We start from the raw sequence: 11,978 nt of genomic DNA on the forward strand, positions 1-11,978 counted from the left end.
CGAGGCCGCCGCCTTGCCTTATGGGCGATCGCTCTGGTGAGGTGACGGTGTGCCATCTGGTCGAAGTGGCTGTCGCGGCCGGGCGAGGTAGGTCTCGAAGCCGGAGACCCGACCTGTCGGCGTGAATCCGGCCTTCGTGAGGACCCGACCCGAGGTCGGGTTGTCCGGGTGGTGCTTGGCATGGACCACGGGCAGCCCGAGGTGGTCGAAGCCCAGGGCGAGGATCCTGCGGACCCCTTCGGTGGCGTAGCCCCGGCCCCAGACGTCCGCGCGCAGGATGTAGCTGACGGTGGCGGCCGGGCGGTCGAGGCGGAGCTTGACGACCCCGAGCAGGTCGCCCTTCCGAGTGAGGCCCAACGTGTAGAGCGTGCGCGGCAATTGTCCGGCGGCGGCCACCGCGTCACGTGTGCAACTCCGGGCTTCGGCAGCGTCCATCGCGCCCCGCCCGAGGAATCTGGTCGATTCCGGACCGTAGATGTTCCGAAGGGCGATGGCGTCGTCCGAGGCCAGCTCCCGCAGTTCGATCATGCGGCCGCCGCTTCCATGAGGCCGGCCAACTCGGCGGCGGTCGGCCTGTCGTCGGCGTCGGCCAGCAGGACGTACCGCAGCCGGGCCTGGAGCGACGGCCAGGGTGTCACGGCGGACAGCGGGACGGACCTGGTGGCGATGGCCTTGCGCAGCTTCTCCACGCTCGTGCCCCGGCCGAGTCCGGCAGCCTCGTAGTCGAGTGGCCACGTACCCGTGACACAGGTCCACAGAGTGCCCGCGAGGGCGTAGACGTCCGCAGCCTGTGTCGTGTCGACCGGTTGGGGGCCGGTGATGATCCGGCCGGCCAGCTCGGGGGCGGTGAGATGCACCATCGTGCCGTCGAACGTCACCCACGGAGTGATGCCGAGCTGCCGGGACCAGGCGAAGTCGAGGAGCCGCACCGTCCCGTCCTCCCCGTGGACACCGTGCTGGGGCTGGAGGTCTCCGTGCACCCATCCGTCGGCGTGAAGGGCGGCGACGGCGCGACACAGACCGACCGCTGCGGCAAGAGCCCGGGGCCGCCCGTCACCGCCCTTGCGCGTGGGGCGGAAGACCTCCCACGTGGACGGTCCGGCCAACCACGGGGTGACGTACCAGACGCCATGGTCGAAGCGGCCGGCGGTCACGGTGTAGCCGGGGAGTTGGTCCAGCACGGAGGCTTCCCGCGCGGTGACCTCGGCGGCGTCGCCGGTGCCGAGTTTGATGCCCGCCACGCCCCGAGGTCCGGTCGCCCTCCAGACCGCCGAGCCCCGCCGATTGCTGATCTCCTCCAGATCCACCGGCCCGCAGACGGCCTCCGCGACCTTCAAGGCCTCGGCGGCCGCAGCATTGAACTCGCCCATTCCCGAACTGCCTTCCACTCGCAAGGGATGTGCTCGAACACCTCGCGGCCGTCGTCCACGGCCTTGGCCACCGCGGCGGCGAGATCGGGTGTGTCCGCCAGGAACCTCGGGTCCAAGGGTCGGACAGCCGCTCGTACCGGCAGGAACGAGAAGGGTGCCGGCGGGATGTCGTGCCCGGTCTGGCTGGTCTCGGCAGCGCCTTCGGCGAACTTGCCGAACATCACGCCGACGGGACCGTACAGGTTCTTCAGTGCCCAGTGCGGCCAGGCCAGTAGCTCGCGGTGGTCGGCGTCCGCGCACTGCCCGACGAGCACCACGTTCTCGCATGTCAGCAGACCGTGCGGCCGGGCCATCAGCGGGCGAATCCACTCCGCGGCCTGCACGCCCGCAAGGAACAACTCCGCTTCGACCGCGTAGCGGTGCGCACCGGGCGCGATCTCGTAGACCGTCCACCCGGTCATTCCGCGCGTCGTGGACGGTCGGAGGAAGGGGCAGTGCTCGTGCAGTGCCGCGAGGTAGTCGTCCACGTCAATGCCGGTCGGCTGCTCCGATCGGGCCGCGGTGAGGCGGAGCGCCCCGGCTGTCGGCCGGGGCGCTCCGTCGGATCGTGCGGTGATCACAGGGTGGTCTTCGCCGGCACCAGGTCTCCGTCGCCCGGCACGGGCGAGCAGTCCCACTCCGCCCAGACCTCACCCGACGCGCGGTAGCGGGCCAGAGCCGCGGTGTTGACCGCACCCCCGGCGTCGGTGAACCAGATGTCCGCCAGCGGGCCGTACGCCTCCTCGTACGCGCTCACCCAGGAGATGAAGCCGACGCCCGCGCTCTCGACGTGGCCCAGCGTGCGGCCGGCGTGCTCGACCGCGAAGGCGACGTGCGCGGCCGGGTCGGCGACGAGTCGGTGCCACGCGGCGTCGACCGCGGCGGAGAACATCTCCGGTGCAGCCTCGCCCGCGTCGATCCGACGTGCGGCGATCGTGAAGAACTTGCCCAGCTCGGTCAGCTCGGGGCCGTGCTTGATGGTGGTGGTGCTCACGGGCTTCTCCGATCAGGTTGGCTCCGCTCGCCAGGCGTGGACGAGCAGCAGTGCAGGGGTGGTGCGGGCCCGGCCCGGCGGAAACCGAGCCGGCACGACTTCGCGGTACATGCCTGTGGGTTGCGTCCCGCCGTCGTTCTGTTCTCCCGCCGAGGCGGCGGGGTGTGATTCAGACCGTAGGGAGTGGGTTACGGACGGTGCCACGAAGTTGCACGCGGTTGCACAGATTCACCTGAGAGTGCTGCGCGCCTTGGCGATCCGGCTTCTGGCTTCGGCTCCGTGAACGGCGATCTTGGCCAGTTCGTGGAAGGCGCGCAGGTATGTCCCGATCTCGCCGGGAGTGGTGACGTTGATCTCGGCGGTCAGCGTTTCGACAGCCACGAGGCTCTCGTCGAACGCATAGAAGGCTTCGAGAGGCCAAACGGTTCGACGGGCTCGAAACGGAATGATCCCTACGGAGACGTTGGGCCGCGAAGCGACCAGCGTCCTCTGGTGCACGCGCTCCATGCCGTCGCGGTGGAGGTCGCGCCATTGTGTGTACATCGACTCGGCAGTACGTGACGCCGCGACCAGGTCCGTGGCCTGCTCCGGAACCCCGCAGGCCGTGCACCACGCACGGATGTCGCCGTCCGAGGGAACGGTCAGGCCACGGGCAATGCGGGATGACTTCGACTTGTGCCACCCGCACAGCGAGGCCAGTTCGAGCCCTGTCAGCCCGGCGTCCCGCCTGATCCGGTCGAGCTGATCGGCGAGCGCCTTCCGCGCGGCTTGGGCGGTGGAGAGCGGTGAAGAGGGCATGAACCGGTCGGCTGTGGTGGCTACTCGGCGACGCTGAACGCCTCGTGAGGGATTCCGCGCTCCCACACGGCGTCGAAGGCGGTAGCGCACAACCGTGCCACAGCGAGATCTTCGCTCTGGTCCGTGTGCACCCACCGGCCCTCGCCGTCAAAGATGTTGAACTGGACAACCTGGCCGTCGAACAGCCAGAAGTCGTTTCCGGGGAGCAGAAGATCAGAAGCGCTGCGGCGGGGCAGCCAACGAACCTTCTCACCACCGGCCACATTGGTGAACGTGAACGAGTGCTCGTACCGGATGTACTCGCTGACGGGCTCGGAGACGATCCTGGCCCGCTTGACGGATACGCCGTTGGCGGTGACCTCCTGGACGAGGTCGAGCCATGGCCGCCACCACGAGGAGCGGTCGGTGGGGTCGAGCCGGTGGCCGGCCCGCCACGCACGGAACCCTTCGTCCTCGTTCTCGATGGAGTAGACGTCACGGAGTTCCAGGTGGACGGCTGATTCCTTTGCCGATCGCAAGAGCTCAGCGAAGTTGGTCAAGCTCTGCGACATTCAACGCCTCCTTGAGGACCTTCGCCATGCGGGCCGGGATGCGGACCACGGCTTCGTGGTCCGGGATCGCGCCGTGGGTGAGGCAGTCCGCCGTCGTTTCCGGGTCGATCTTCCACCCCTGGATGATGAAGTCCCTGGTCTCCGGGTCCACCCACACGGTGGGAGAGCCGTGGTCGCCCGACTTCTCATCCTTCGCAATGAACCGTAGTGGCATCTGAGCCTCCCGTGTCGGGCACGTTGCGTTCGGTTGCATGCCTGGTCGGATCTCATTCTTCTGCCTTGTCCGGGCACTTGTCAGACGTTTCCCCGCTGTTCCCGGCGGCCCACCACCCAGGGGCGGGGCTGACGTTGCGCATTGACCCCGGACTCGGTCTGAGTGGGGGAGACTTTGCGGAACTGCGGGCATGGGCGGAGGCGGCGGCATGAGGATCGGGACGGTGGAGCGGCTTCGGCGGTACCCGGTGAAGTCGATGCTGGGGGAGGAGTTGGGCGAGGCCGCCGTGACCGAGCGTGGGCTGGACGGCGACCGGGTGATGGGGTTGCTCGACGCCGGGAGCGGGCGGGTGGCGAGTGCGAAGAACCCGCGGCTCTGGGCGGGGATGCTCGGGTTCACGGCCGTGCTGGACTCCGGCGGCGTCGTGATCACCGGGCCGGACGGCCGGGAGGTGGACGAAAGCGCGTTGTCCGAACTCCTGGGCCGCAAGGTCCGCCTGGTCGGCGAGCGTCCGCCCGGTGCGATCGTCGAACGGGCGGTGCCGGACGAGGTGTTGGTGCACGGGATCGAGGAGGAGGTCGCCATCACGGAGAGCGAGATCGGCCGGGCCGCGCCCGCCGGGACGTTCTTCGACTTCGCCCCGCTGCACCTGGTGACCACCTCGACCCTGGACGCCGTACCGGCCGAGGCCGAGCGCTACCGCCCCAACCTGGTGGTCCGCACCGAGGGCGACGGCTACGTCGAGAACGCCTGGGTGGGCCGCGAGGTGCGGATCGGCCCGGATCTCCGGCTGCGGATCCTCGTCCCCACTCCTCGCTGCGCCGTCCCCACCCTCGCCCACGGCGAACTGCCGCGCAGCACGGCGGCCCTGAAGGTCCTCGCCGTGCAGAACCGGCTGGTGCCGGTGGAGGGGATGGCGGCGCTGCCCTGCGCGGGCGTGTACGCGCAGGTGGTGGAGCCGGGAGCGGTGAGGGTGGGGGACGCGGTCGAGCTGTGCTGATCACCGCGGCGGTGTCCGGCGCCGGTCGAGGGCGGTCTCGGACCACCTGAGGCCCCGGAGGAACGAGGCCGCGAGGGTCGTCCACCAGACGACGCCGGCGGTGCCGCGCTGGTCGGGGCCGACCAGCGCGGCCGCACCGGAGGCGAGTGCGATGCTTGCGACGAGCACGAGGGCGGTGGCGGCGGCTTCGAGGGGCGTCGGCCGGTTCACCGCTCCGTCCCCCGGCGGATGAGTGCGGCGAGCCGGACGACGACGTCGGGCCGGGCGCGGCCGAGTTCCACCAGTACCTCACCGGTGAAGAGGGAGGGGCTGTCCACGCCGGCCGAGGGCAGGACGATGTTCGCGGCGGCCAGGGCGTCGGTCAGCTCGGCGACGGCCGCCCTGGCCTGCTCGCGCTGCCGGCGGGCGTGCCGGCCCGGACGGGATTCCATCGGTGCTCAACTCCGGTGCGGTGCGTACGGGTTCTGATGGTCGTCGAGCAGGACGCGCACCCAGACGCGCTTGCCCGTGCCACGCCGTATGACCACGCCGAAGTCGAACGCGAGCTCGCGGACGAGCTCGATCCCCCGGCCGCCCTCGCTGAAGCGGCGGGGGCGTCGGTCCCGGAGCGGCAGGTCGAAGCGCGGATCCCAGACTTCGAGCCGGCAGTCGCCCGCGAACTCCTGGAGATAGAGACGGACTTCGCCGCTTCCGTGGCAGGCGTGGACGACCGCGTTGGTGACCAGCTCGGAGGTGATGAGCACCAGGTCGTCCACGCGGTCGCCGCCCCACCCCCACGCGGAGAGTTGATGGCGGACCTGGTGGCGCGCGGTCCGCACGGAGGAGTCGTGCTCCGTGAGGGCGCTTTCGAACGTGTGGAGGATCGGTCTGCTGAAGACGGTCACGGTCGGCCCTTCGCCCTCGCGTCGGCGGGAGGAGCCCACCGGCCTCGACAACAGACAGTAGGCGAGCGACTACAGGCGAATATGAATGGGTGGAATACGGCCTACCCGTCCAGGCGGAAGCGGTCCGACATGCGGCGCAACCTCTCACGGGTGGTGGCGCGTTCGGCGTAGACGATCTTTCGGAGAGCGGCCCGGGCGATCGGGTGGTTGCGGACGAGCTGAGGGGCGATCCGCTCGGCCGACTCCAATTCCGCGAGGGCCCGGTCGCGGTTGCCGTCCCACAGCCAGGCCCGCGCCAAGTCCATGTGGTGATGACCTCGCCGGGACTTGGGAAGCGCCGAGACGTGCTGCGGGTCGGCCCGCTCGTTCAGCAGCAACGCCTTGGCGTGGTCCCCCATCTCCAACTGCACGGACACGGCGTGGATCTGCACGTTTCCCGGGGAGAACGTCAGAGAGTGCCGGTCGAAAGTCGTCCTCCCGACCGGCTCCATGCGCTGCGCCGCCCGTCGGGCCTCCGCGATGCGGTCCTCGACCTGCTGCCCGTCACCCGCCCGGGCAGCCGAGACCGCCGCCCGAAGCTGCAGGCTTCCCCACGCCCGGACGGCCAGCGGGTCGCCCTCCTGGTTCGGCTCCTCGATCGACCGCAGGGCTTTGTCCGACAGTGCGATCGCGTCGGACCAGTCGGCCGTGGCCCACATGTCCCAGACCCGCATCCAGTCGGCCACGGCAGGGAGTACGGCGTCGCCGGACCGGGCGGCGGCCCAGGAGGCCCGTTCGCAGGCCATGGCGACGAGTTCGGGATGCCCGAGTGCGTGGGCGGCGGTGTGCGCGAACTTGCAGCAGACGGCGTAGAGGGAGAACGCCTCCTCCCGCTCGTGCCCGGTGGACACCTCCGCGAGCGCCCGCGACTCCCGCAGCAGGTCCGGCAGCATGCCCAGGATGGCGGTACTCGCCGCCTCGTCCCGGAGTCGGTGCAGCCGCTCCGTCTCCCGCCACAGATCACGGGAGGCGCGTGGGGGGCCGTCGAACACCGGCGCGAGGTCGTAGCGGCGCAACTCGCGCAGAATCGCCGCTGCGGAGATCTGCCACTGGTTCTCCGAGGAGTTCTCCGCGATGTACGGGCGCTCGATCAGGTCGTTCGGGTGGCAATGCAGCGCGGCGGCCAGCTGATTGATGACCCCGGCCCGATCGAGCTCGATCCGCCCGGCCTCGACCTTCGAGACCCAGCCCTGGGTCCGGCCGACTGCGGCTGCCAGATCCGCCTGCGGCATGCCGAGCCGCAGGCGGGCGCGCCGGATCCGCTTTCCGATGGTCTCCTGCTCGTCGAGCACTGCAGCCTCCCCATACCGAACCGGGTCCGAGGGTGTCCCTCGGGGGAAAGGTATCCGCCCTGGGTGGTGGGGGCACAGTGGTTGGGAGTCGGACCACCGGTTCGTGCAGTTTCGGTGGGAGGGAGGGGAGGCCTGGTGCGTTTCGTGGCCGCTGTGACCATTCGTGATCGCGCTGTTCGGCGAATCGCGCTGGTGGTGCCTCCGGATGCGATCGAGCAAGGAGTTGAGGAGCTGCCATGCAGGATGACTCGCAAGACCGTGTGTTTGGGATCGACGCCCCGTCATGGGCCACATCCAGCTACAGCGGCGAGAACGGCGGCAACTGCGTCGAGGTCGCGCGTACGGAACTCGGCATCGCCGTCCGCGACTCCAAGGACAGGGAGGGCGCCTGCCTCCGGTTCACCGCGGAGGCGTGGCGCGGTCTGATCGACGGCGTCAAGGGCGGCGACATCGCCTGAGGTCGTGCCCCGGTCTCGGCGGGGAGCCGGGACCGGGGTTGCTCCCGGGCCGTAGCGCTCACTGCTCCCTCACCAGGCCGCCGTCCACAACCCGTGCGCAGTGCCCCGCGAACGGGGTGCCGCGCGGGTTGCCGTCGCCGACCAGGGCCCTGCCCAGGTGGGCGACGAAGGCGGCGAGCGAGGGGGCGTACGGCCTCGGGTAGCCGGCGGGTTCGGGGCCTCGACGCCCCGGGATCGGGCCCGGGCGTGATCCGCCTCCCCTGCGCGGGGGAGGTCCGCCCGGTCCGGCTACCCCGCCGGTGCCGGCCCGCCGAGCGGCCGGAGGGCCGTCCGGGCCGCCTGGAGGGCCTCGCGGACCCGGGTGGCGCCCGTGAGAGCGACCCGGGGGTCGGAGACCGGTGGCCGCGGGGCGACGCCCGCGCAGGGGCGGCAGAGGCCCGCTCGCGGGACCGGATCGTGGCACCCGGGGCACTCCGTGTACCGGGCGGCCGGGCGCGGTCGTTCCTCCGGCACCGGTGGCAGTTTGCGGGTGAGGCGGCTGTGGAGGACGGCGACGGGGGAGTGCAACCGGGCCGGCAGGCCGGGGAGCAGCGCCCGGGCGAGGTCGTCCGCCGTGCAGCCGCGGTGCAGCCACTGGGCGACCAGCGGCGCCAGTCCGAGTGCCTCTGCCTCGCCGAGGCGCAGACGCGGCTCCGGGCGGAGCACCTGGAAGAGTGTCGCCACGGCCGCCCGGGTCTGCTCGTCGGGTGGTTCGGGAGGAGGCGGGAGGGCGGGTGCTTTCCCCGGTTCCTTTACGGAAGGGGTGTCAGCGCGCCCGGAGTTCGGCTCACCGGGTTCCGGACGGGTGGTACTCGGCCGCGTGTACGGGGTGTCGTAGACGTGGGTCTCGCTGCGGAGCGTGCCGTCGGGCAGGCGGACGGTCTCGACCCGGTAGTACCCGGCCTCCGTCAGCTCCTTCAGGGCCCGCCGGACGGCGCCGCGCCCCTGCGGGCTGGCGTCGGCCATCTGCCGGCCGTCCTCGCGCCGCCCGTCGGGGCGGGAGAGCAGGTCGGCGAGCAGGCCTCGGGCGGTGTAGCTGAGCCGACGGTCCTGGAGCAGACCGTTGGGCAGCACGGTGAAATGGCGCGCGTGGGCGCTACGATGGACGCGCATCGGGAGGTGTTCGCTCCTGTTGCCGGGCCCCGGGGTGTTGCTGCACCGCCGGGGTCACCTATGTCTGGGTGTTCTGTTGGGAATTCGGAACGTAGCACAGACATGGTTCGGCGGCGGAGGAATTCGACAAACGGTCGTGAATGCGCTCCAGGTGGTCGGAACAATGCTTTTGACCGACCGTCAATCATCAATTTCAGATGCCGGGAACGGCATCCTTGGCGCTGGTGTGCCAGTTGGTGACGACCGGCTTGTCGACCTTGACGGTGCCGACGGGAATGCTTGCCGGGTTCGGGTCCCCCTGGCCGATGGCGATGATGACGTCCTTGAACTCGATGACCTGGTTGGTGTTGGTGCTCTTCGGGTTGATCCCCGCGTAGGCGACGGTGGAGCCGCTGAGGGTGATCGGCGCGCCGGCGGCCTGCTCGGCGTTGGTGGCCTCGATGCCGCCCGAGCCGAAGGCGATGACGGGGTGCTGGCCGGGCAGGACGCAGGTGATGCCCGCCTTGGCCTTGACGGAGATCTGGATGTAGCCGCCGGCCTGGCTCTCCATCTTGGCGCTGAAGGTGAGGTCGTTGGCGCCGCAGGCCTGGCCGTAGCCGGTCTTGTCGCCCGCGCCCGGGGCGGGCGTGGAGGCCGAGGGCTTCGCGGACTTGCTCGGCGCGGCGGGCGCGGCGGAGGTCGGCGCGGCAGCCGGGGGAGCGGTCGTCGGGGCGGCGGTCGGGGCAGCGGTGGTCGGGGCGCCGCCCGCGGTGGCCGGCGCGTCGCTGTTCTCCGGGCCGCAGGCGGTGGCGGTGGCCGCGAGGGCGGTGACGGCGAGAGCGGCGAGGGCGATTCGCGAGCGCATGGAGGACCCAACTTCCGTCTGTCGAGGGGGGATCGTTGTCTGCCTCCACGTTAGGTCCGGCTTGATCACCGGGTGGTGCTTGAAATGTCCCGGTCCTGTCCCAGGGGTTCAGGTGTCAGCTCAGGAGGGGTGCGGACCCGCGCCCAGCACCGCGTCCAGCGCGGCCAGGAAGCGGTCCGTCGTCGCGGGGTCCCGGACGGCGATGCGCAGCCAGTCCGGCCCCAGCCCGGGGAAGGTGTCGCCGCGCCGGACGGCGAAGCCGTGCTCACGCAGCCGGGCGCGGACGGCGGCCGCGTCCGGCAGCTCGACGAGGACGAAGGAGGCGGCCGGTTCGCCGTGCACCCGGACGGCGGGGAAGGCGGCGAGGCCCTTCAGCAGGTGGTCGCGGTGGACGGCGAGGTCCTGGGCGGCCTGCTCGGCCTCGGCGAGGGCCTCGGGCGCGCTGCACGCCTCGGCGGCGGCCAGGGCCGGGGTGGAGACCGGCCAGAGCGGCTGGGCGGCGCCGAGGGCGGCGATCAGGGCGGCCGGGCCGAGGACGTAGCCGATCCGCAGGCCGGCCAGGCCCCAGGTCTTGGTGAGGCTGCGCAGGACGACCACCTGACCGGGCAGCTCCCGTACGGCGGCCAGGGATTCGGTCTCGCCGGGCACGGTGTCCATGAACGCCTCGTCGATCACCAGGGTGCGGCCCGGGCGCGCGAGGGCCGCGACGGCGGCGGCCGGGTGCAGGACGGAGGTCGGGTTGGTGGGGTTGCCGAGGACGACGAGGTCCGCCTCCTCCGGTACCGCGCCCAGCCGGAAGCCGTCCGCGGGCGTGAGCAGCACCCGTCGCACGGCGTGCCCGGCGTCCCGCAGCGCGGCCTCGGGCTCGGTGAACTGGGGGTGCACCACAATGATGTGACTTGGCGTCAGGACACGGGCCAGCAGGACGAACGCCTCCGCCGCGCCCGAGGTGAGCAGCACCTCCGCCACCGGCCGGCCGTGCCGGGCGGCGACGGCGGCGCGGGCGGCCGTCCCGTCGGGGTACGCGGCGAGGTCGCCGAGCGTCGCCGCGAGGTGCTCGCGCAGCCACTGCGGCGGTGTGCCGGTGCGGACGTTGACGGCGAGGTCGACCAGGCCGGCCCCGTCGGCGCGCACCTCCGCGTCACCGTGGTGGCGAAGGTCATGGTCGGGGGTGGTCACGAGTGGTCTCCATCGGCATCGACAAGTAGGGGCGGCCCGGGGATGCGGACGAGTGCGTAGCGGTCGGAGGGCGGCGGCGCGTACGCGAGGCCGTCCCCGAGGCCGACGACCGCGAGCCGGCCGGTCACCGCCGGCCGGGCGACCGCCACCGTCACCGTCGCCGACTTCTGCTTGGGGATCACGAGTTCGCCGCCCGGCGCGCTCGCCAGGGCGGCGGCCTCCGCCACGCTCAGGGTGCCGACCGCCGCGCCGACGGTGGCGGACGGGTTCGGGACGGCGACGGCCGAGAGCTCCTCGGCCGTGTGCTCGTCCACCGGGACGCCCAGCAGGGCGGCGGCGTGACGGACGGCGGGGTGGTCGCCCTTGCCGGTGAGGGTCGCGAGCCGGACGACGGAGCCGCCGGCCGGTCCGGCCTCCCGCAGGGCCCGGCGGATCAGCCGTGCCACGTCGGGCAGGGCCGCCGCCTCGCGCAGGCCGACGCCGACGACGAGGGCGCCGACGACGGGGGTGTCGACGACGGGGGCGCCGACGGCGGGGCCGTCGGGGCGCACCGGGCAGGTGGTGTCGAGCAGGGCGGACACCTCGTCCGCCAGCTCGTCCGCTCCGGTGCCGGGGCCGGTCAGCGACACGGCGAAGCGCCGCGCCGGGTCGACACAGACGACACCGGGCCCGCCGGAGCCATCGGGCCCGCCGGCGCCACCGGGCCCGCCGGCGTCATCGAGCCCACCGGGCCGCTCCCGACCGGCGGGGGAGCGGTCGAGCAGCAGTCGTACGATCGAAGGGACGGGAGCGCAACAGACCAGCTGCCGGCAGTTGCCCAGCGCGCGCTCCAGGAGTTCGCCCGGGCTCTCGCCGTCGTCCGCCGCCCGGAAGACCGTGCTGCTGTCCGGCCACAGCGCGTGCAGCTCCCCGGCGAGCAGACGGCCCGCCGCATCGAGGGCCAGCAGCCCGATCACGTCGCGTTCCCTTCACCCGGTGGCCGCCCCTGGGCCGCCCGATGGCCGCCCGGTGCTCGCCGGCGGCGGTGCGGCGGCCGCTCGACGGCCCACGAAATCCCACCATGACCGCGTCGGACGGGTCAATCGGGGCCGCTGTGACCTCCGCCGCGGGCCGCCGGAGGCTGTTCGCCTGTTCTTCACCTTCCTTGTGCCGTACACGCCACCG

17 protein-coding genes are annotated in these 11,978 nt (G+C 72.0%); 2 read left to right on the forward strand and 15 right to left on the reverse strand.

Going from position 1 to position 11,978, the window contains the following annotated elements:
* Nucleotides 1-18: 18 nt before the first annotated feature.
* From ACWDRR_RS23770 to ACWDRR_RS23800, 7 genes are all read right to left on the reverse strand, one after another.
* Complete coding sequence (locus tag ACWDRR_RS23770) at nucleotides 19-528, reverse strand: GNAT family N-acetyltransferase (RefSeq protein ID WP_449774205.1); 510 nt, start codon at nucleotides 526-528, stop codon at nucleotides 19-21.
* A complete protein-coding gene (locus ACWDRR_RS23775; protein ID WP_449774206.1) occupies nucleotides 525-1,370 on the reverse strand; it encodes a protein kinase domain-containing protein in 846 nt (281 codons plus the stop codon). Before ACWDRR_RS23775 ends, ACWDRR_RS23770 begins: the two co-directional genes overlap by 4 nt.
* Nucleotides 1,334-1,987, reverse strand: coding sequence for a hypothetical protein (locus ACWDRR_RS23780; protein ID WP_449774282.1), 654 nt, complete (start codon nucleotides 1,985-1,987; stop codon nucleotides 1,334-1,336). The genes ACWDRR_RS23775 and ACWDRR_RS23780 overlap by 37 nt, the downstream gene beginning before the upstream one ends.
* Nucleotides 1,987-2,403 (reverse strand): hypothetical protein, encoded by a 417-nt coding sequence (locus tag ACWDRR_RS23785; RefSeq protein WP_449774207.1) that lies wholly within the window; start codon nucleotides 2,401-2,403, stop codon nucleotides 1,987-1,989. The genes ACWDRR_RS23780 and ACWDRR_RS23785 overlap by 1 nt, the downstream gene beginning before the upstream one ends.
* A 228-nt stretch (nucleotides 2,404-2,631) precedes the next feature.
* Nucleotides 2,632-3,201: a Scr1 family TA system antitoxin-like transcriptional regulator gene (locus ACWDRR_RS23790; RefSeq protein ID WP_449774208.1), complete on the reverse strand. Its 570-nt coding sequence runs from the start codon at nucleotides 3,199-3,201 to the stop codon at nucleotides 2,632-2,634.
* 20 nt (nucleotides 3,202-3,221) lie between these two features.
* Complete coding sequence (locus ACWDRR_RS23795) at nucleotides 3,222-3,752, reverse strand: DUF6879 family protein (RefSeq protein WP_449774209.1); 531 nt, start codon at nucleotides 3,750-3,752, stop codon at nucleotides 3,222-3,224.
* Complete coding sequence (locus tag ACWDRR_RS23800; protein WP_449774210.1) at nucleotides 3,724-3,966, reverse strand: hypothetical protein; 243 nt, start codon at nucleotides 3,964-3,966, stop codon at nucleotides 3,724-3,726. Before ACWDRR_RS23800 ends, ACWDRR_RS23795 begins: the two co-directional genes overlap by 29 nt.
* Before the next feature lie 208 nt (nucleotides 3,967-4,174).
* On the opposite strand from ACWDRR_RS23800, the gene ACWDRR_RS23805 reads away from it, so the two are divergent.
* Nucleotides 4,175-4,966 carry an MOSC domain-containing protein gene (locus ACWDRR_RS23805; RefSeq protein ID WP_449774211.1) on the forward strand — a complete coding sequence of 264 codons (792 nt, stop codon included), beginning with the start codon at nucleotides 4,175-4,177 and terminating at the stop codon, nucleotides 4,964-4,966.
* On the opposite strand, the gene ACWDRR_RS23810 is transcribed toward ACWDRR_RS23805, so the two are convergent.
* From ACWDRR_RS23810 to ACWDRR_RS23825, 4 genes are all read right to left on the reverse strand, one after another.
* Nucleotides 4,967-5,176 (reverse strand): hypothetical protein, encoded by a 210-nt coding sequence (locus ACWDRR_RS23810; RefSeq protein ID WP_449774212.1) that lies wholly within the window; start codon nucleotides 5,174-5,176, stop codon nucleotides 4,967-4,969.
* On the reverse strand, nucleotides 5,173-5,397 hold the full coding sequence (locus tag ACWDRR_RS23815; protein WP_449774213.1) for a hypothetical protein: 225 nt from the start codon (nucleotides 5,395-5,397) through the stop codon (nucleotides 5,173-5,175). Before ACWDRR_RS23815 ends, ACWDRR_RS23810 begins: the two co-directional genes overlap by 4 nt.
* Before the next feature lie 6 nt (nucleotides 5,398-5,403).
* Nucleotides 5,404-5,850, reverse strand: a complete 447-nt coding sequence (locus ACWDRR_RS23820; RefSeq protein WP_449774214.1) for an ATP-binding protein — start codon at nucleotides 5,848-5,850, stop codon at nucleotides 5,404-5,406.
* Between the two features lie 101 nt (nucleotides 5,851-5,951).
* On the reverse strand, nucleotides 5,952-7,181 hold the full coding sequence (locus tag ACWDRR_RS23825; RefSeq protein WP_449774215.1) for a helix-turn-helix domain-containing protein: 1,230 nt from the start codon (nucleotides 7,179-7,181) through the stop codon (nucleotides 5,952-5,954).
* Nucleotides 7,182-7,441: 260 nt separating this feature from the next.
* Here ACWDRR_RS23825 and ACWDRR_RS23830 point away from each other — a divergent pair, with 260 nt between their 5' ends.
* Nucleotides 7,442-7,639 carry a DUF397 domain-containing protein gene (locus ACWDRR_RS23830; RefSeq protein WP_449774216.1) on the forward strand — a complete coding sequence of 66 codons (198 nt, stop codon included), beginning with the start codon at nucleotides 7,442-7,444 and terminating at the stop codon, nucleotides 7,637-7,639.
* Between the two features lie 288 nt (nucleotides 7,640-7,927).
* On the opposite strand, the gene ACWDRR_RS23835 is transcribed toward ACWDRR_RS23830, so the two are convergent.
* From ACWDRR_RS23835 to ACWDRR_RS23850, 4 genes are all read right to left on the reverse strand, one after another.
* Nucleotides 7,928-8,791, reverse strand: coding sequence for a hypothetical protein (locus tag ACWDRR_RS23835; RefSeq protein WP_449774217.1), 864 nt, complete (start codon nucleotides 8,789-8,791; stop codon nucleotides 7,928-7,930).
* Between the two features lie 193 nt (nucleotides 8,792-8,984).
* The gene (locus ACWDRR_RS23840) at nucleotides 8,985-9,635 is read right to left on the reverse strand and encodes a hypothetical protein (protein ID WP_449774218.1); all 651 of its coding nucleotides are present in this window, start codon (nucleotides 9,633-9,635) and stop codon (nucleotides 8,985-8,987) included.
* A gap of 120 nt (nucleotides 9,636-9,755) precedes the next feature.
* The gene (cobC, locus tag ACWDRR_RS23845; RefSeq protein WP_449774219.1) at nucleotides 9,756-10,814 is read right to left on the reverse strand and encodes an Rv2231c family pyridoxal phosphate-dependent protein CobC; all 1,059 of its coding nucleotides are present in this window, start codon (nucleotides 10,812-10,814) and stop codon (nucleotides 9,756-9,758) included.
* On the reverse strand, nucleotides 10,811-11,770 hold the full coding sequence (locus tag ACWDRR_RS23850) for a cobalamin biosynthesis protein (RefSeq protein WP_449774220.1): 960 nt from the start codon (nucleotides 11,768-11,770) through the stop codon (nucleotides 10,811-10,813). The genes cobC and ACWDRR_RS23850 overlap by 4 nt, the downstream gene beginning before the upstream one ends.
* Nucleotides 11,771-11,978 lie beyond the last annotated feature (208 nt).

The organism is Kitasatospora sp. NPDC003701, from assembly GCF_053587085.1.

Coding starts and splice junctions, on each gene's coding strand:
- ACWDRR_RS23805 (WP_449774211.1), top strand. CDS start 4,175: ATGAGGATCGGGACGGTGGAGCGGCTTCGGCGGTACCCGGTGAAGTCG.
- ACWDRR_RS23790 (WP_449774208.1), bottom strand. CDS start 3,201: ATGCCCTCTTCACCGCTCTCCACCGCCCAAGCCGCGCGGAAGGCGCTC.
- ACWDRR_RS23800 (WP_449774210.1), bottom strand. CDS start 3,966: ATGCCACTACGGTTCATTGCGAAGGATGAGAAGTCGGGCGACCACGGC.
- ACWDRR_RS23795 (WP_449774209.1), bottom strand. CDS start 3,752: ATGTCGCAGAGCTTGACCAACTTCGCTGAGCTCTTGCGATCGGCAAAG.
- ACWDRR_RS23835 (WP_449774217.1), bottom strand. CDS start 8,791: ATGCGCGTCCATCGTAGCGCCCACGCGCGCCATTTCACCGTGCTGCCC.
- ACWDRR_RS23815 (WP_449774213.1), bottom strand. CDS start 5,397: ATGGAATCCCGTCCGGGCCGGCACGCCCGCCGGCAGCGCGAGCAGGCC.
- ACWDRR_RS23770 (WP_449774205.1), bottom strand. CDS start 528: ATGATCGAACTGCGGGAGCTGGCCTCGGACGACGCCATCGCCCTTCGG.
- ACWDRR_RS23840 (WP_449774218.1), bottom strand. CDS start 9,635: ATGCGCTCGCGAATCGCCCTCGCCGCTCTCGCCGTCACCGCCCTCGCG.
- ACWDRR_RS23775 (WP_449774206.1), bottom strand. CDS start 1,370: ATGGGCGAGTTCAATGCTGCGGCCGCCGAGGCCTTGAAGGTCGCGGAG.